Source organism: Nocardioides sp. YJ-D4 (genome assembly GCF_054031495.1).
The window spans coordinates 3,722,357-3,739,312 of record NZ_CM132932.1 but is presented as its reverse complement, the minus strand read 5'-3'; the positions used below and the strand labels follow the sequence as shown (position 1 = coordinate 3,739,312).

Genomic DNA, 16,956 nt, shown 5'->3' with positions numbered 1-16,956 from the left:
GGCAGAAATCTACGTCAGAAGTGCCCAATCCCCTTAGTCGTCAGCGGGGCAGCCCGCGCCACTCCCGCAGGTCGCGGATCTGACCGAACTCGTGGAGCGCCTGCCGAGCCACCTCGCCGTCCCCGGCGTAGGCGGCGACGCTCCAGCCGTGACCCTCCACCATCTCGGCGGTGACCCAGGAGGCCTCGCCGTGCGGGGTGGGCAACCGGCGCGGACGCCAGGAGAGCGACATCGCGCCGTCGAGGCGCTGCTCGATCCTCGGCGTCGAGCCGGTGGCGGCGTACTTCCTCTGACCGGTCCGCCAATCGCCCCAATAGGCGTAGTGGAGGTAGACCTGGGAGCCGCGCCAGGACATCGAGCACTCCACGAAGAGGTCACGCGCCTCGGTCTCACCCGGGGCGCACTCGGCGCTCCGGGCAGCGTCCTCGTAGCCGGGGAAGACCCACTTCATGCCGTCCGCGCCGCGCGGGTCCGGGCACCGGGTCAGCGAACCGGAGCCGTTGCCGTCCCAGCAGACATAGGGCGTGTTGACCTGCCTGGTGGTCGAGCTGACCTGGTCGGCGACCGCGAACGGCCCGATCACCTCGCCGCCGTGCGCGACATGGATGATCCCGGCGACCGTCAGCGCGAGCATGACCGTGATCGCGAAGAGGACCGGCGTCACCCGATCACGTCGTCGCTGCCGCACAGGTCCCCACCCCCTTGGCGATCCATTCCTTTACCAAGGTAACGCTGCCAGGCGGGTTTGGTTAGGGCCCATATGTACCGGGACCAACGTCCCGTCGCGTCCGCCGACCGAGACCTCTGCCCGCAGGTTGGACCAACCTCTAGTCTTCTATTCGTAGTTATTCACTAAAGAAAGGCCATTCGGTGTCCTCCCCCAGCACGTTCAGCCGACGTAGCCTGCTCGCCACCGGGGCCGGCGCGGTCGCCGCCACCGGCCTCGCCACCCCTGCCAACGCAGCCACCGAGACTCCGTTCAAGGCCCGTAAGGTCAACCGGCCCAAGCGCAAGCCCAACCTCCTGGTCATCCTGGGCGACGACCTCGGCTGGGCCGATCTGTCCGCCTACGGCTCCCCCGACATCAAGACGCCCCACCTGGACCGGCTCGCGGCCTCGGGCGTGCGGTTCACCGATGCGTACTCCGCCTCCTCGGTCTGCTCGCCCACCCGCTTCGGCCTCTACACCGGGCGCTACCCCGGTCGCCTCGCCGGCGGCCTGCCGGAGCCGATCAGCTCGCCCAACGAGCTGCACGGCATCCCGCTCGACCATCCGACACTGGCCTCGCTGCTCAAGGACCAGGGCTACCGGACGGCGCTGTTCGGCAAGTGGCACTGCGGATATCTGCCCTGGTACAGCCCGACCAGGGTCGGCTGGGACGAGTTCTTCGGCAACTTCTCCGGCGGCCTCGACTACTTCTCGAAGGTCAACCACAACGGCGACCACGACCTCTACGAGGACGAGGTGGAGGTCGAGGACCTTCGTTACTACACCGAGATCGTCACCGAGAAGGCCGTCAGCTTCATCGAGCGCGACCACGACGCCCCCTGGCTCCTCAACCTCAACTTCACCACGCCGCACTGGCCCTGGGAGGGCCCCGAGGACAAGGTGGTGAGCGATGAGCTGACCGCCCGGATCGAGGACGGCGAGAAGGGCGTGCTCTTCCACAACGACGGCGGCTCGCTGGCGACGTACAAGACCATGGTCGAGGACCTCGACCAGTCGATCGGCCAGGTGATCCGGGCCCTCGAGCGCACCGGCCAGCTCCGCGACACCGTCGTCTTCTTCGCCAGCGACAACGGCGGCGAGCGGTTCTCCAACGTGTGGCCGTTCACCGGAGCGAAGTCGGGCCTCAACGAGGGCGGCATCCGGGTGCCCACCATCCTCAGCTGGCCCGGCACCCTGCCCGGTCGCCAGGTCAGCGACGAGCCCGCGGTCACGACCGACTGGACCGCGACCTTCCTGGAGCTCGCCGGCGCCACGCCGTCGCCGGAGTATCCGCTGGACGGCACCAGCCTGGTGCCGCTCCTCTTCGGCGGCCGGCCGCGCGAGACCCAGGACCTCTTCTGGCGCATGCGCGGACAGCGGGCGCTGCGCCGCGGCTCGCTGAAGTACCTGCAGCTCGACGGCACCGACCACCTCTACGACCTGAGTGAGGACGTACGCGAGCAGGCCGACCTGGCCCGGAAGCGGCCCGAGGATCTGGCGGAGCTCCGTGCGGCCTGGGAGAAGATCGACGAGACCCTGCTGGCGTACTAAGGACGTACGCCTGGCGAGTCCACTGGTAACTGAGTGACGGTTGTGACTACCGTGACGAAATATGGGGGACTTCACCAGGTTCAAGTACGTCAGACGGGCGCTCGGCGCGGGCTTGATCTCGGGCGTCGTCGGCGTCGCGGGGCTGGCAATGCCCAGCCCCGCGGCCGCCGCGAACCGGGTCACGCCGGGCAACTTCACCGGCTATGGCTTCGACCAGTGCCAGGCGCCTTCGCAGACGGCGATGGACCGCTGGTGGAGGCACTCGAACTTCGGCGCGGTCGGCATCTACATCGCCGGGAACTCGCGCGGCTGCCGCAACCAGACCAACCTCAGCTCGACCTGGGTGCGCACCCAGCTGGCGCGTGGTTGGCGGCTGCTCCCGATCACACTCGGCCCGCAGGCATCCTGCAACCCGCACTTCCCGCGCTACCGCGACGACCCGCGGATCAGCGCCAACTCGACCAACCAGTACGCCACCGCGAAGCGCCAGGGCATCAACCAGGCCAACGCGACCGTGGACGCCGCCAAGCGCTACGGCATCGCCGCCGGGAGCACGATGTTCTACGACCTCGAGGGCTTCGACATCGGCAACAAGCGCTGCCGTGAGTCGGCGATGTGGTTCGTCTCGGCCTGGAGCCACCGGATCAAAGCGCTCGGCTACCGACCGGGCATGTACTCGAGCGCGTCCTCCGGCATCAAGGCGATGTACGCCGTCTGGCACGCCCAGCCGCGCGGCTTCGTCTACCCCGCGGACCTGTGGATCGCCGACTGGGACGGCCGCGCCGGCACCTCGACCCGCTACATCCCGGACACCCCCTGGAACCCGCACAAGCGCGTCAAGCAGTACCGCGGCCCGCACAAGGAGACCCACGGCGGCACCACCATCGAGATCGACTCCAACTTCGTCGACCTCGGCCGGGGCTCCTACGCACGGCCGGTGACCCATTGCGGCGGCGTGCCGGTCAGCTTCACCAGCTATCCCGCCCTGAGGCCGCGCACCAGCTCCTACACTCCCTCACCGATCTACACCAAGGCGCTCGAGTGCATGCTCCGCGAGCGCGGGAACTTCGGTGGCGCCATCGACGGGACGTACGACCGAGGGCTGGTGAGCTCGATCAACGCCTGGCAGCGCTCGCACGGCCTGACGGTGAGGAAGACCTGGACGCAGGGCGCCTGGAAGACGCTGTGGGCCGCCAACAGCCGCCCGCTCCTCAAGCGCGGCTCCGCCGGCGAGAGCGTCCGCGACCTCCAGCGCGCCCTCAGCGCCACCTCAGCGCCGGAGCGTCCGAAGATCACCGGCGTCCTGGACTGGAACACCCAGGTCGCCCTCGTCGCCTACCAGAAGCGTCTTGGCCGCACCGCGAACGGCATGGCCACCGAGGTGACCTGGTACGACCTAGCCCACGGCCGCTGACTCCGAGCAGTACAGGTGCTGCTTGGCGCTCGCATGGCCGACGATCCTGGTCCCGTCCTCCTCGGTTCGCGGCGTCATCGACTCGGGGAATGGCGGGGTGACCACACCGAGGCAGAACCTGACTTCATCGACGTCCCTCGGGATCGACATCGGCCCGGTTCCGAGATCGGTCCCGAACGGATGGAACCAGGTCAACGGCAGTCACCTCCACCTCGACAACCTCGGCCGGCCCCACCTCGGTGACCCCGACGTCCGGGATCGACGCCCAGGTCTGGTCGGTGTCCGGAAAGCCGAACAGCGCCTGTGAGAGCAATGCCCCGCCGTCGGCGTCCTCCGTCACGTACGCCGCGTCCTCCCGGTAGCGGACGCCGGCGCCCGCCGCCACCCCGGGCCGGTTGATGAGCAGCAGTGGCTCGTCGCCGTCGTTGGCGAACCGGTAGGCCACCTGCACCTCGGTGTCCCGGACCGTCACCTCGGCATCGAACCTCGCCTCCGGCGCCGCCGCCGAGCCCGACGGACCGAACTCGCCGTAGGGGGACTCCTCGGCGCACCCGCTGAGAGACATCAGCATCGCCACCACGAGTACGCCGACGCGCGTCATCAGTCCAGTGATGCTGGATCGGAGCAGAAGATCTGCTGGGACTCGGCGGCCGAGTCGGAGTGGGCGAGACCGGTCACGTCGGCTGGGACGCCCTCCGGATAGAGATCGCGGAGGTCGAGGACGCCGATGCAGAAGACGACCTCCTCGACCGGGTCCGGGAGCTCCGGGACGGAGTCGTCGTCGAACGGTCGATACTCCTCGAGCGGCAACGGCACGCGTACGTTCCGCTTCATCTCCTCGCCCGCCGCGAGCTTGACCCAACCGACCGCCGCCATCTGCGCGAAGTTCTTGTCGTCGGGCAGCGCGAAGATCCGCTTGCTGACCTCGGCTCGGCTCCCGCCGCTGCCCAGGACGTAGACGGTGTCGGCCGACTCCGGCTGCAGCGCCCCGTTGGCGTACGTCGGCACCGAGTCGACCACGTAGACGTCGGTGTCCGCGTCGTTGACCACCCGATAGCTGACCTCGAGCGCGCCGTCCGTCTGGGCGACCTCGGACTCGAAGCGCACCCCCTCGATCTCACGCTCCCCCTCCGGGACCTTCGCGCAGCCGCTCATCACCAGACCTCCCGCCAGCAGCGATGCCAGGAGCATCAACCTAGTAATGGTCACGGTGCGGAGCTCCCATCTCGTCGCGGAGGCCGTTCTCGGTGTAGACGTACGGGTGGTCCGGGTCGATCTGCTCCGGCGTGCTGGGGTCGTTGTCGTGATCGACGGGAAGACCGGCAGCCTCACGCTCACGGTTGTTCGTCCCCTGGTTCTCGGGGTCGTCGCCGTGATACTCACCGGGCTCGAGGGTGTCGTGCATGTAGTCGTAGACGTGCGCCATCTCGTGGTAGAGCACCGCGACCGGCGGGCCGTCGACGGGCGTCTGGGGAGCACGGTTGCCGGTGTTCATCGTGTCGATGTCCGGCATGTACTCGATCTCGTTGCCGCCCATCGGCCCGTTGGACGCCGAGCTGTTCGGTGTGTCACCGACGTACTCGCGGATGGTCAGGTTCTCCTGCCCGATCCCGAACACGCCCGAGTCGTCGTGTCGCCGGTCCAACGCGGCGAGCATCTGCTGGCCGGTCGGCGACGCGGCCAGCATCTCGAGGTCCGCGCGGGTGCGGGCGACGAACTCCGGCGAACCCTCGATCTTGATCCACTCCGGGACCTCGGTGATCTGGACCGTCACGTGCTGCTCGACGTCCTCGTCGGTGTCGCCGGATTCGCTGTGGGCCTTGTCGTCACCCGAGCCACCGTAGGTGGTGTCGGTCCCCCGCCCGGCGTACGTCACGTCATCGCCGGCGCCACCGTGGATCCGGTCGTTGTCGTCGCCGCCGGAGGCGATGTCGTTGCCGTCACCGCCGACGAGCAGGTCGTCGCCATCTGCCCCTTCGAGATAGTCCTGGCCGCGACCACCGCTGATCCGGTCGTTCCCGGCCATGCCGTAGACGGTGTCGTCGCCGCCCGCTCCGGTGGCGAGGTCGTTGCCGCCCTGGGCGTCGATGTAGTCGCGATCGGTGCCGCCCGAGACCCGGTCGTCGCCGTCACCGGCGAAGACGTGGTCGCGGCCTTGGCCACCGAGGATGCGGTCGCTCCCGCTGCCGCTGTTGAGCCGGTCGTCACCTCTGCCACCGAGCAGCGAGAGGTTGACGTTGGTGCCCTGCGGGACGTTGATCTCGTCGTTGCCCTCGCCGGCACGGATGACGATCTCGTTGCCGGGTGGCACGTCGTACATCTGGCCGTTGACGGTGACGACCTGCCGTCCGGTCAACGGGTTGATCCCGACCGTGACCACGTCGTCGCCGCTGCCGGTGTTGATGTAGGTCTTTCCGTCGACGTTGATCATGCCGACCGAGTCCACGTCGGCGGGGAGGTGGAACGGGTCCTGTCCGGACTCGGCGATCGCCGCCATGCTCGTCGCCAGCCCCCGCCAGGCAGCGGTGGTGTCGATCAGCACCTGTCGGTCGGCGCTGAGGTCGCGATCGAGCCCGGTCCGGAGCTCGGAGGCACGTGCGATGGCGTCGGTGACCAGCTTGCTGTCCTCGGGGGTCTCGGGCTCGAACCGGATGTCGCCCGACGGGCTGCCTTGGTGCGGGATGTGCGCCACCGTCGCCCAGGACTGGTCGAGGTGGCCCTGGGCGATGCGTACGGTGCCGGCGATCCGGGCCGTCGCCGAGGACGCCTTGTCGGCGAGCTCGCGCGCCGTGTCGAGGTCGGTCAGGAGCGTCTTGCGATGCCCTTCGTAGGACTCGGCCGTCTGTCCCTCCCAGTCGGCGACGACGTCCTTGGAGCCGCTGATGAACGCTTCGGTGACGCTGTCGAGCGCCTTCGCGATCGAGGTCCAGCCACGCGAGGCGTCGTCGATCGACGCCGCGTCGTCCCACAGCTTCCAGGTGCCTTCGGACATCTCGGTGCCTCTCAGCGCGGGGTCGGGGTCGGGCCCGGTGACGGGCTCGGAGTGGGTGAAGGCGGCTGCGGACCCGGGGTCGGCTCCGGAGGCCGCGGCGTCGGACCCGGCTCCAGCGAGTTGCTCGACTGGGCGGCCCGGGCGATCTCCTCGTCGGTCGCGGAGATGTCGAACGCGCACAGCATGAGGGCGTCGGCATCCGCCTCGAAGACGGCAGCGAACGACTCGAGCGCGCTGGAGGCTGCCTCGACCAGCGGCCCGTGGGCAGCCATGGTGTCGTAGCCGCCCTGGGTGTTGCCGGCGTCGCGTGAGGCGACCACGAGTGCGCCGGCGTTGTCCGTCGTCGCACCGGTCAGGTCCATCGCCCAGTCGATGCAGCGGTCGGCGAGCCTGACGAGCTCGGCGGGACGTACGTTGATCTGAGATGACATCGGGGCCTCCTTCTCCAACGGAGTTCTTCCCCGGAACACGTGTGACTACACGGGAACGCCGCGCCTATCTCACGATCCGAGACGCAGGAGAAGGGTGCCCGTCAGGAGAACGGGTTGGGGAGGGCGCCCGGGAGGTCGGCGAGGAGCTCGCGGGCACGGCCGGCGACCTTGTGCTCGACGAGGACCTCGTACTTGGTCGGCACGATGACCTTGACGCTCGAGAAGTCGCGGGTGCCGCGGGTGGCGGCGTAGCCGATCAGCGACCAGATGAGACCGAAGACGACACCGAGCAGCACGGTCGAGAGCAGGATGAAGAGGAAGTTCTCGTTGCCGAAGAGCGACATGATCAGGCCGACGAAGACACCGAGCCAGGCGCCGGAGAGGACGCCGGCGAGGGCGACCTTGCTCCAGGTGAGGCGGCCGGTGATCCGCTCGATCTGCTTCAGCTCGGTGCCGACGATCATGCAGTTCTCGACCGGGAACTCCTTGTCGGAGAGGAAGTCGACCGTCTTCTGCGCGGCGGCGTAGTCGTCATAGGTCGCGAGCGACTGGGGAAACTCCAGCTTCAGCGGGCTCTGCGGGCCGCTGACCGGCGAGGTGAAGGACATACGCCCAGTGTGCCCCAGGCGAGGTCAGTTCTTGAGGACGCCGTTCGCGATGACATCGAGCATGGGACGTACGTCCTTGGCCTCGAGCGAGGAGTGGTCGGCCATGGTCGCGACGCCACCGAGGAGACGGCACACGTCGAGGTTGTCGACACCCTCGCGGAGCACGCCGTGCTCGGCCATCTCCTTCAGGACGCTCTCGTTGGCGTCGGCGTAGGTCTGGCACTTGGTGCGCAGCGGGGAGTCCTGGCAGCCCAGGGAGGCGGTGATCTTGGCGGCGGCGCCCTGGTGGCGGGTCAGCAGCGAGACGTACTCCTCGAACCAGGCGAGGAGCTTCTCCCGGCACCCACCCTCGGTCGCCATCGCCTTCTCGACGTGAGCGGCGACCTCCTCGATCCAGGTCGCCATGATCGCCTCGTGGAGCGCCTCGCGGGTCGGGAAGTGGCGGTAGAGGGTGCCGGGACCGACACCCGCACGCCGGGCCACCTCGTCGAGAGGTGCGTCGAGACCGCGCTCCTTGAACACCGCGTGGGCGACCTCGATCAGCCGCTCGCGGTTGCGCTGCGCGTCGGCTCTCATCCGGACCTCCTCAGTGGCTCCCGCCTCGCTGCGGGCGCCTCAGGTTAACAGCAGCCTCCGGCACAGCAACTAAATGCGTTGCTAACCGGAGACACTCTCCGGTAGTGTCTTCATCAAGCGGAGACTTCCTCCGCTTCACTGTACTCCTTCTCCGTCTCCAACAGGAGCTCTCGCATGACATCCACCGTGGCACCACCCAAGCCACCCGCGGCCACCAAGGCCGCCGGCGCCGGGATCGCCCTGGTCCTGATCGCCCAGCTGATGATCGTCCTCGACGCGGCGGTCGTGAACGTCGCGCTCCCCCGGATCGCCGACGACCTCGAATTCACTCCGGCCGCCCTCACCTGGGTGCTCAACGGATACACGCTCGCCTTCGGCGGGCTCCTCCTGCTCGGCGGTCGCCTCGGCGACGTCTTCGGCAGGCGGCGCGTGTTCGTGGCCGGCCTCTCCGTCTTCACTCTCTTCTCACTGGCCGGCGGACTCGCGCCGACCGACGACCTGCTCGTGATCGCCCGCGCCCTGCAGGGCTTCGGCGCCGCGATCGCCGCACCCCAGGTGCTCGCCCTGCTGACCACGTCCGCGAAGGACGAGGGCGGCCGGGCCCGGGCGATCGCGCTCTTCTCCGCGGTCTCCTCCAGCGGCGCCTCGATCGGGCTCATCCTCGGCGGCATCCTCACCGACATCGCGTCGTGGCGCTGGACGCTGTTCATCAACGTACCGATCGGGCTCGTCGTGCTCGCCCTCGTCGGCCGTCTCGTCGCCGAGACCGCGCCGCGACCGGGACGCTTCGACATCGTCGGCGCCGTGACCGCGACCGGCGGTGCGGCCGCGATCGTCTGGTCGCTGATCGGCGCCCCGGAGCACGGCTGGACCTCCGCGCGCACTCTCGGCGGAATCGCGGTCGGCCTGCTCCTGCTGGTCGCCCTCGTGCTCACCGAGCGCCGGGTCGCCCACCCGCTGCTGCAGCTCCACCTCTTCAACAGCCACCGCCGCGTCGCCGCGTTCATCGCCGCTGTCGGGCTGGTCGGGGCTCAGTTCGCGACGTTCTACCTGACCGTGATCTACCTGCAGGGCGTGCTCGGCATGGGGCCGCTCGCCTCCGGGCTGGCGTTCCTGCCACTGACGCTGATGATCTTCGCGGTGTCCCGGGTGGCGCCTCGGATCGCGGCCCGGATCGGGATGTCGCGGGTGCTGGTCCTGGGCGCCACCGGCCTCACCCTGTCGTTCGTGTGGCTGAGCACGCTGACGGAGACGAGCACGTACGCCGGCGCCGTGCTGGCTCCGTTCCTCCTCAACGGCGCGTTCGCCTCCCTCGTCTTCACCTCCACCACGGCTCTCGGCCTGGAAGGCGTCGACGCCGCCCACGCCGGCTCGGCCTCGGGCCTGGTGCAGACGATGCAGCAGCTCGGCGGCTCGATCGGGCTGGCCGTGATCGCCTCGGTCTACGTCGCCAACGGCACCCCCGGCGAGGTCGTACCGGGGATGCGCGAGGCCTTCTATGCCGCGGCCGCCTTGGGCGCGCTCGGCATCATCGCCTCGCTGAGCGTGGTGGTCCGCCGACCCTCCGGAACCCGTTCGTTCGCCACCGGCCGAGCGGCGGTCGAGGTCGACTGATTCATCGCGGACGGGTGGCTCGCAGTATGGGTCACCTGGGCTATGGCGCGAGGGGTTGCCCGGTGCTCCTATGAACCATGGGGGGTATCAGTTTCAGGCGCACCCAGCGAGCACTCTGCGCCGGCGTCATCGCAAGCATCCTGGTCGTCGCGGGGCTGGCTTCGGCCGGCCCCGCGACGGCTGCCAACCCGGTCACTCCGGGCAACTTCACCGGCTTCGGCTTCGACCAGTGCCAGGCTCCGTCGCAGACCGCGATGGACCAGTGGTGGAAGACCTCGAACTTCACCGGCGTGGGCATCTACATCGCAGGCAAGTCTCGTGCCTGCCGCACCCAGACGTACCTCTCGGCCACCTGGGTGCGCAACCAGCAGGCCCGCGGCTGGCGGCTCCTGCCGATCACGCTCGGCCCGCAGGCATCGTGCAACCCGCGCTATCCCCGCTACGGCGACGACCCGAGGATCAACCCCGACCCGGCCGACGGGTACGCGGCGGCGAGGCGTCAGGCGATCAACGAGGCCAATGCGGCGGTCACCGCCGCCAAGGGCTACGGGATCGCGGCCGGCAGCACGATGTTCTACGACCTCGAGGCCTTCGACATCACCAACCGGGTCTGCCGTGAGTCGGCGATGTGGTTCATCTCGGCGTGGAGCTACCGGATCAAGGTGCTCGGCTACCGCTCGGCGATGTACTCCAGCGCGGCATCGGGGATCAAGGCGATCTACGACGTCTGGCGCGCCCAGCCGAGCGGGTTCACCTTCCCCTCGGATCTGTGGATCGCCGACTGGGACGGCAAGGCGAACACCTCGACGACGTACATCCCGGACTCGGTGTGGAGCGACCACGACCGTGTCAAGCAGTACCGCGGCGGCCACGACGAGACCCACGGCGGCGTCACGATCAACATCGACTCCGACTATCTCGACGTCGGCCGCGGCTCCTACGCCCCGCCGGTGGTCCGGTGCGGTGGCGTACGCGTCGACTTCGACTACTACCCCGATCTCCGCCCGGCGACGTCGACCTACACGCCTCCCGCGGCGTACGTGAAGGCGCTCAAGTGCATGCTCAGCACCCGCGGCACCTTCGACGGCGTGATGAGCGGCTACTACGGCACCGCGCTGCGCGCCGCTGTTCACAACTGGCAGCGCAGCCACGGGCTGGCTGTTCGCGACCTGTGGACCCGAGGCGCCTGGAAGACGCTGTGGGCGGCCAACCAGCACCCGATCCTGAAGCGCGGCTCCGCCGGCGACCAGGTCCGCGACCTCCAGCGCGCGCTCAACTCCACCACCCGCACCGAGGAGCGGGTCAAGGTCACCGGGGTCCTCGACTGGACCACCCACGTCGGCCTGGTCGCCTATCAGCGGCGGCTCGGGCGCACGCCCGACGGCATGGCTACGGCCGTCACCTGGTACGACCTGTCCCGCGGCCGCTGATGCGTACCTTCATCAAGGCACAGCCTCAGGCGAAAGCCTTCTCAGCCAGCGAGGTGAAGAAGCCGAGGCCGTCGGTACCGGAGCCGGTGAGTGTCTCCACGGCGTGCTCGGGGTGGGGCATCAGGCCGACGACGTTGCCGGCCTCGTTGGTGATGCCGGCGATGTCGTTGACCGAGCCGTTGGGGTTCACGTCGAGGTAGCGCGCGACGACGCGGCCCTCGTCCTCGAGCCGCTTGATGGTGTCGGCGTCGGCGACGTACTGCCCCTCACCGTTCTTCAGCGGGACCACGATCTCCTGGTCCTGGGTGAAGGCGGAGGTCCAGGCGGTCGAGGTGTTCTCGATGCGCAGCTTCTGGTCGCGGCAGATGAACTTGAGGTGGTCGTTGCGCAGCAGGCCGCCGGGGAGCAGGTGGGACTCGACGAGCATCTGGAAGCCGTTGCAGATGCCGAGCACCGGAAGGCCCTTCTGTGCGCCCTCGATGACCTCGGTCATGATCGGCGCGAAGCGGGAGATGGCACCGCAGCGCAGGTAGTCGCCGTAGGAGAAGCCGCCCGGCAGGATCACCGCGTCGACGCCCTGCAGGTCGTGGTCGCCGTGCCACAGCGCAACGGCCTCGTTGCCGCCGACACGGACGGCGCGCTGCGCGTCGACGTCGTCGAGCGTCCCCGGGAAGGTGATGACGCCGATCTTCACTTCGCGGTCTCTTCCACGCGTACGACGTAGTTCTCGATCACCGTGTTGGCCAGGAAGGTCTCGGCCAGCTTCTCGATCTGGGCGAGCGCGTCGTCGGTGACCTCGGGGATCTCCAGCTCGAACCGCTTGCCCTGACGGACCTCGGTGACCCCGGTGAACCCGAGCCGCGGCAGGGCGCCGAGTACGGCTTTCCCCTGCGGGTCGAGAATCTCGGGCTTGGGCATGACGTCGACGACAACGCGAGGCATGGCTGCAGTCTAGGTGGGCCATACGCCGCTCGCCTAAACCGTTGGCACCCGCCCGGTCCGGTCTTTACGCTCGCTCCTCGTGCGCCAGCTGCTGATCGACATCACCCCGTTGCGTACGTCTCCCGCTTTCCGCCGTTTCTTCATCGGGCGGGCGGTGTCGGGGCTCGGTGGGCAGATCTCGGTGGTCGCGGTGATGTACCAGGTCTGGGAGGCGACCCACAGCCCGTTCTGGTCCGGCTGCGTCGCGATCGCCCAGCTCGTCCCGATGCTCACGATCGGGCTCTGGGGCGGCGCGGTGGCCGACCGCGCGGACCGGCGCTCGATCCTGCTGGCCACCAACCTCACCCAGCTCGTGCTGGCCCTGCTGCTGACGGCGCAGGCCCTCTGGCTGGGCACCTCGCCGTCCTCGCTCGGGCTCGTCCTGGTGCTGGTCGCGCTCATGGCCGCCGCGGGCTCGGTCGCCGCTCCTGCGGGCATGGGCGTGATCCCGCGACTCCTTGCCACCGACCAGGTCGCCGCCGGGCTCGCCCTCAACCGGCTGAGCTTCCAGGGCTCGATGCTCCTCGGCCCGGCGCTGGGCGGGCTGATCATCGGCTACGCCGGCCTCGAGATCGCGTACGCCGTCGACGCGGCCTCCTTCGCCGCCGGGTTCCTCGGTGTCATCGGCCTCCCCGCCCTCGCGCCCGCGACGAGGACGACCGGCGGCGGCATCCTCGAAGGCCTGCGCTTCGCCGCCACCCAGCCGGTCGTACGCGGCGTGCTCCTCGTCGACCTGGCGGCCACCGTCCTGGCCATGCCGGTCAGCCTGTTTCCGCTGGTCAACGAGGCTCGGTTCGGCGGAGACCCACGCACCCTCGGGCTGTTCCTGACCGCGATCGCCGTCGGCGGCGTGGCGGCCTCGCTCTTCTCGGGTTCGTTCACCAGACGCAGCCGGCCGGGACTGATCACGATCGGCGCCGCCGCCGTATGGGGCGCCAGCCTCGGCGCCGTCGGGCTGGTCACCTCACCGTGGCTGTGCCTGGCCCTGCTCGCGGTCGCCGGGGCGGCCGACTCGGTCAGCGTGGTCACCCGCGGCACCCTGATCCAGCTCGCCGCACCCGACGACCTGCGCGGCCGGACCGCCGCGATCGAGATGATCGTCGGCGCCGGCGGGCCGGAGGTCGGCAACCTCCGCGGCGGCGCCGTCGCCCAGCTCACCTCAGGCTCGTTCGCCCTCGTCAGCGGCGGCATCACCTGCCTGCTCGCCCTGGCCGCCGTCGGCGCCACCTCGCGCGAGATGCTCCGATTCCGCACACCGTCGCGGCATCAGTAACCCGGCGAGTCACCGCTGGGCTTCACCACCCGTGGATGCCGGCGGTCCGCAATGGCATGGCCCGCCACGTCCGGACACGCGATGATCCTGTGCTCGTGGAGACTGGAGATCCCGCGATGAGCGCACCACACATACGGCTCGGCAAACGTGCAGAGCGTCGCAGCCATCTTGTGAAGGTCACGCTCGGCGTCGCACCACTGGCTGCCGTACTGATGGCCCGGGCGCTCGGTGCCGACGGCAGAGCCATCGAGGTCCTGATCACTGTGGCCGTGTCCTGGGTTCTGATCGCGGTCGTCATCATCGCCCTGGTCATGCCGATGATGACCCGACGCCGACGCGTCCTCGCCGGGCGGGTTCTTGCCGCCCACCCCGATGCCGCCGTCATCACGGGGTTCGCGTCGGAGGGCACCAGGGATAACGCACGGGCGCTGGGTGTGAACCTGGTCGGCCTCAACAACGGTGCGGCGATCGCTCTCGGCGTCCGCCCTGGGCTCATCGAGGTCTGGGGTATGGGGGACACGGAGCCGAGATGGGTCCTCGACCGGAGAGCGCGAGCCTTCCAGGTGCGAGTCGAACGGCTCCCTCACGCCGACCGCACCCTCCTGGGCATCTGGATCGCCGACGGTCACGCTTCCGTCGAACTCATCCCAGCCGACCGAGCCGGGCGGATCGCCGCGGTCGAGGCGGCTCTCGACGCGCTCGGCGTGGATCGCAACGATCACATCGGGCCGTAACCCGAAGATCGCAGCCACAGTGACTGCGATCTTCGAGCTACATTGCTGCCAGCGTACGGAATGTCCTACTTGAGCTCGCGCTTGAGGATCTTGCCGGTGGCGGTCATCGGCAGGGCGTCGACGATCTCGACGATGCGCGGGTACTTGTAGGCCGCCATCTGCTCCTTGCTCCAGGCGACGATCTCCTCGGAGGTCGCGGAGGCGCCGGGCTTGAGCACGAGGACCGCCTTGATCTCCTCACCGTGGGAGTCGTGCGGGACGCCGATCACGGCGGCCAGCGAGACCGCCGGGTGGGTCAGTAGGACCTCTTCGATCTCACGCGGGTAGACGTTGAAGCCGCCGCGGATGATGAGCTCCTTGGCGCGGTCGACGATGTAGTACCACCCGTCCTCGTCGCGCTTGGCGAGGTCGCCCGAGCGGAACCAGCCCTCGTCGGTGAGCACCTCGGCGGTGGCCTCGGGGCGGTTGTAGTAGCCCTTGAAGATGTTGTGGCCCTTGATCGCGATCTCGCCGATCGCGTCGGGGGTCCACTCGATGTCGTCCCACGACGCCGGGTCGATCAGGCGCATCTCGACACCGGGGATCGGGACGCCGATCGAGCCCGGACGCACCGGCTGGCCGTAGAGCGAGAACGACGCCACCGGCGAGGTCTCGGAGAGGCCGTAGCCCTCGAGGATGGTGACGCCGAAGCGCTTCTCGAACTCCTTGTGGATCTCGACCGGGAGGGCCGAACCACCGGCGGCGGCGACGCGCAGGTTCTTGGCGAGCGTGTCCACGTCGGTGTCCTCGGAGAGGGCACCGAGCAGGCCCCAGTACATCGTCGGTACGCCGGCGAAGAAGGTGACGCTCTCCTTGAGCATCGTCGCCAGCGCGGCAGCGGCGTCGAAGCGGGGCAGCAGCACGACGGTGCCACCGAAGGCGATCGCGCCGTTCTGCACCACGGTCTGACCGAAGGCGTGGAAGAGGGGCAGCACGGCGAGATAGGTGTCGGGCCGCTCGGCCGAGGCACCGAAGAGGTCGGCGCCGGCGAGCGCGTTGTCGCGCATGTTGCGGTGACGCAGCTCGGCGCCCTTGGGCTGCCCGGTGGTGCCCGAGGTGTAGAGGATGACCGCGGTGTCGTCCTCGTCGGTGGCCACGGTGTCGAACGTCGGCGGCTGGGTCCCGATGCCCTGGCCGAGCGTGGTCACGCCCTCGATCGGCGACGCGGCGGTCGGGTCCACGGTGATCAGGAAGAAGTTCTCGACCCCGGCCTCCTGCGCGCCGGCGTGCGCCTCGGCGCCGATGGCGAGCTCCGGCGTGCCCTCGAAGGCGAAGAGGGCCTTCGCGTCGGAGTCCTTGAGGTGGTAGGCCACCTCGCGCCCCTTGAGCAGCACGTTGAGCGGCACGACGGTTGCGCCGGCCTTGAGGATGCCGAAGTAGACCATCGTGAAGTAGGGCAGGTTCGGGCTCATCAGAGCGACCCGGTCGCCCGCGCCGATGCCCTTGCTCGCCAGCAGGTTTGCGACCTGGTTGGCGGCACCGTTGATCTGGGCGTAGTTCAGACGGATGTCTCCCAGCACGATCGCGGTGCGCTCGGGATAGTTCGCCGCGGAGTCTTCGAGCAGCGAAGCGAGGTTGTACGTGGACACATGGCCTCCAGTGGTGTGCGTGTTACGCGTCACAACCTACCCGCAAGTAGCCCCCCAAGAAACACGGTCCGCGTTTTTTAGTGCGACACGTGTCTCAGAATCGGTGACCGGTGAGCTTCTCGTACGCCTCGACGTACTTCGCCCGCGTGCGCGCGACGATCTCCTCGGGCAGCTCCGGCGGCGGACCACCGGCGGCGCGGTCCCAGCCGGACTCGGGCGAGAGCAGCCAGCGCCGGATGACGTCCTTGTCGAAGCTGGGGATCGCGCTCCCGGGATGCCACTGACTCGCGTCCCAGTAGCGGGAGGAGTCCGGGGTGAGCACCTCGTCGGCGAGCACGATCGTGCGGATGCCCAGGTCGTCCTGGCGTACGCCGAACTCAAACTTCGTGTCGGCCAGAATGAGGCCGCAGCCGCGGGCGATCTCGTCGGCGCGCTGGTAGACCGCCAGGGTGAGCCGGCGCACCGCGGCGGCGTCGTCCTCGCCGATCAGCTTGGAGACGTACTCGTAGGTGACGTTCTCGTCGTGGTCGCCGAGCTCGGCCTTGGTGGCCGGGGTGAAGATCGGCGGGGTGAGCCGGGAGCCGTCGACCAGACCGGCCGGGAGCCGGATGCCGCAGACCTCGCCGGTCGCCTCGTACTCACGCAGGCCCGACCCGGTCAGGTAGCCGCGCGCGACGCACTCGACCGGGAGCATGTGGAGCTTCTGAGCGACCACCGCCCGACCGGCCACCGACTCGGGGACGTCGGTCGAGAGCACATGGGTCGGCACCAGGTCCTCGAACTGCTCGAACCACCACAGCGAGAGCTTGGTGAGGATCTCACCCTTGTCCGGGATGACCGTGTCGAAGACATGGTCGAAGGCCGAGATGCGGTCGCTGGCGACCATCAGGAGCTGGCCGGCGTACGGACCCTCCTCCAGCTCGTAGAGGTCGCGCACCTTGCCGGAGTGGAGGTGCTTCGTGCCCGGGATCGCCGGCGCCGGGGGGATGTTGAGTTCAGCCACGGGATCAGCCTAA

The 16,956-nt window shown here is 69.0% G+C and carries 17 protein-coding genes; 6 read left to right on the top strand and 11 right to left on the bottom strand.

Features of this window, described 5'->3' with window-relative positions:
- Nucleotides 1–40: 40 nt before the first annotated feature.
- Nucleotides 41–664, bottom strand: a complete 624-nt coding sequence (locus ACW14X_RS17840) for a hypothetical protein (RefSeq protein ID WP_160026692.1) — start codon at nt 662–664, stop codon at nt 41–43.
- A 206-nt stretch (nt 665–870) separates the two neighbouring features.
- Here ACW14X_RS17840 and ACW14X_RS17835 point away from each other — a divergent pair, with 206 nt between their 5' ends.
- Together ACW14X_RS17835 and ACW14X_RS17830 are read left to right on the top strand one after the other, a co-directional pair.
- Nucleotides 871–2,259: a sulfatase-like hydrolase/transferase gene (locus ACW14X_RS17835; protein WP_160026691.1), complete on the top strand. Its 1,389-nt coding sequence runs from the start codon at nt 871–873 to the stop codon at nt 2,257–2,259.
- A 61-nt stretch (nt 2,260–2,320) separates the two neighbouring features.
- Nucleotides 2,321–3,673 carry a glycoside hydrolase domain-containing protein gene (locus tag ACW14X_RS17830; protein WP_350715796.1) on the top strand — a complete coding sequence of 451 codons (1,353 nt, stop codon included), beginning with the start codon at nt 2,321–2,323 and terminating at the stop codon, nt 3,671–3,673.
- A 124-nt stretch (nt 3,674–3,797) separates the two neighbouring features.
- Here the strand turns inward: ACW14X_RS17830 and ACW14X_RS17825 are convergent, their stop codons facing one another.
- The 6 genes from ACW14X_RS17825 to ACW14X_RS17800 all read right to left on the bottom strand — a co-directional run bounded on the left by ACW14X_RS17825 (nt 3,798) and on the right by ACW14X_RS17800 (nt 8,280).
- Entirely contained in the window at nt 3,798–4,274 is a 477-nt protein-coding gene (locus tag ACW14X_RS17825; RefSeq protein ID WP_457162843.1) for a hypothetical protein, read from the bottom strand.
- A complete protein-coding gene (locus tag ACW14X_RS17820) occupies nt 4,274–4,867 on the bottom strand; it encodes a hypothetical protein (RefSeq protein ID WP_457162842.1) in 594 nt (197 codons plus the stop codon). Before ACW14X_RS17820 ends, ACW14X_RS17825 begins: the two co-directional genes overlap by 1 nt.
- Before the next feature lies 1 nt (nt 4,868).
- Nucleotides 4,869–6,665 carry a M91 family zinc metallopeptidase gene (locus ACW14X_RS17815; protein ID WP_457162841.1) on the bottom strand — a complete coding sequence of 599 codons (1,797 nt, stop codon included), beginning with the start codon at nt 6,663–6,665 and terminating at the stop codon, nt 4,869–4,871.
- Nucleotides 6,666–6,676: 11 nt separating this feature from the next.
- On the bottom strand, nt 6,677–7,096 hold the full coding sequence (locus tag ACW14X_RS17810; protein ID WP_350841963.1) for a hypothetical protein: 420 nt from the start codon (nt 7,094–7,096) through the stop codon (nt 6,677–6,679).
- Nucleotides 7,097–7,197: 101 nt separating this feature from the next.
- The gene (locus tag ACW14X_RS17805; RefSeq protein ID WP_350661163.1) at nt 7,198–7,704 is read right to left on the bottom strand and encodes a general stress protein; all 507 of its coding nucleotides are present in this window, start codon (nt 7,702–7,704) and stop codon (nt 7,198–7,200) included.
- A 24-nt stretch (nt 7,705–7,728) separates the two neighbouring features.
- Nucleotides 7,729–8,280 carry a TetR/AcrR family transcriptional regulator gene (locus ACW14X_RS17800; protein WP_160026684.1) on the bottom strand — a complete coding sequence of 184 codons (552 nt, stop codon included), beginning with the start codon at nt 8,278–8,280 and terminating at the stop codon, nt 7,729–7,731.
- A gap of 174 nt (nt 8,281–8,454) precedes the next feature.
- Here ACW14X_RS17800 and ACW14X_RS17795 point away from each other — a divergent pair, with 174 nt between their 5' ends.
- Entirely contained in the window at nt 8,455–9,894 is a 1,440-nt protein-coding gene (locus ACW14X_RS17795) for an MFS transporter (RefSeq protein WP_457162840.1), read from the top strand.
- Nucleotides 9,895–9,971: 77 nt separating this feature from the next.
- Nucleotides 9,972–11,324 (top strand): glycoside hydrolase domain-containing protein, encoded by a 1,353-nt coding sequence (locus tag ACW14X_RS17790; RefSeq protein ID WP_457162839.1) that lies wholly within the window; start codon nt 9,972–9,974, stop codon nt 11,322–11,324.
- A gap of 25 nt (nt 11,325–11,349) precedes the next feature.
- On the opposite strand, the gene purQ is transcribed toward ACW14X_RS17790, so the two are convergent.
- Both purQ and purS read right to left on the bottom strand, forming a co-directional pair.
- On the bottom strand, nt 11,350–12,018 hold the full coding sequence (gene purQ, locus ACW14X_RS17785) for a phosphoribosylformylglycinamidine synthase subunit PurQ (protein ID WP_141801401.1): 669 nt from the start codon (nt 12,016–12,018) through the stop codon (nt 11,350–11,352).
- On the bottom strand, nt 12,015–12,266 hold the full coding sequence (gene purS, locus ACW14X_RS17780) for a phosphoribosylformylglycinamidine synthase subunit PurS (protein ID WP_160026681.1): 252 nt from the start codon (nt 12,264–12,266) through the stop codon (nt 12,015–12,017). The genes purQ and purS overlap by 4 nt, the downstream gene beginning before the upstream one ends.
- A gap of 79 nt (nt 12,267–12,345) precedes the next feature.
- Here purS and ACW14X_RS17775 point away from each other — a divergent pair, with 79 nt between their 5' ends.
- Together ACW14X_RS17775 and ACW14X_RS17770 are read left to right on the top strand one after the other, a co-directional pair.
- Nucleotides 12,346–13,578, top strand: a complete 1,233-nt coding sequence (locus tag ACW14X_RS17775) for an MFS transporter (RefSeq protein ID WP_457162838.1) — start codon at nt 12,346–12,348, stop codon at nt 13,576–13,578.
- 116 nt (nt 13,579–13,694) lie between these two features.
- The gene (locus ACW14X_RS17770; protein ID WP_457162837.1) at nt 13,695–14,312 is read left to right on the top strand and encodes a hypothetical protein; all 618 of its coding nucleotides are present in this window, start codon (nt 13,695–13,697) and stop codon (nt 14,310–14,312) included.
- A gap of 65 nt (nt 14,313–14,377) precedes the next feature.
- On the opposite strand, the gene ACW14X_RS17765 is transcribed toward ACW14X_RS17770, so the two are convergent.
- Nucleotides 14,378–15,940: a long-chain-fatty-acid--CoA ligase gene (locus ACW14X_RS17765; protein WP_160026678.1), complete on the bottom strand. Its 1,563-nt coding sequence runs from the start codon at nt 15,938–15,940 to the stop codon at nt 14,378–14,380.
- 94 nt (nt 15,941–16,034) lie between these two features.
- Nucleotides 16,035–16,943 carry a phosphoribosylaminoimidazolesuccinocarboxamide synthase gene (locus tag ACW14X_RS17760; RefSeq protein ID WP_457162836.1) on the bottom strand — a complete coding sequence of 303 codons (909 nt, stop codon included), beginning with the start codon at nt 16,941–16,943 and terminating at the stop codon, nt 16,035–16,037.
- Nucleotides 16,944–16,956: the final 13 nt, after the last annotated feature.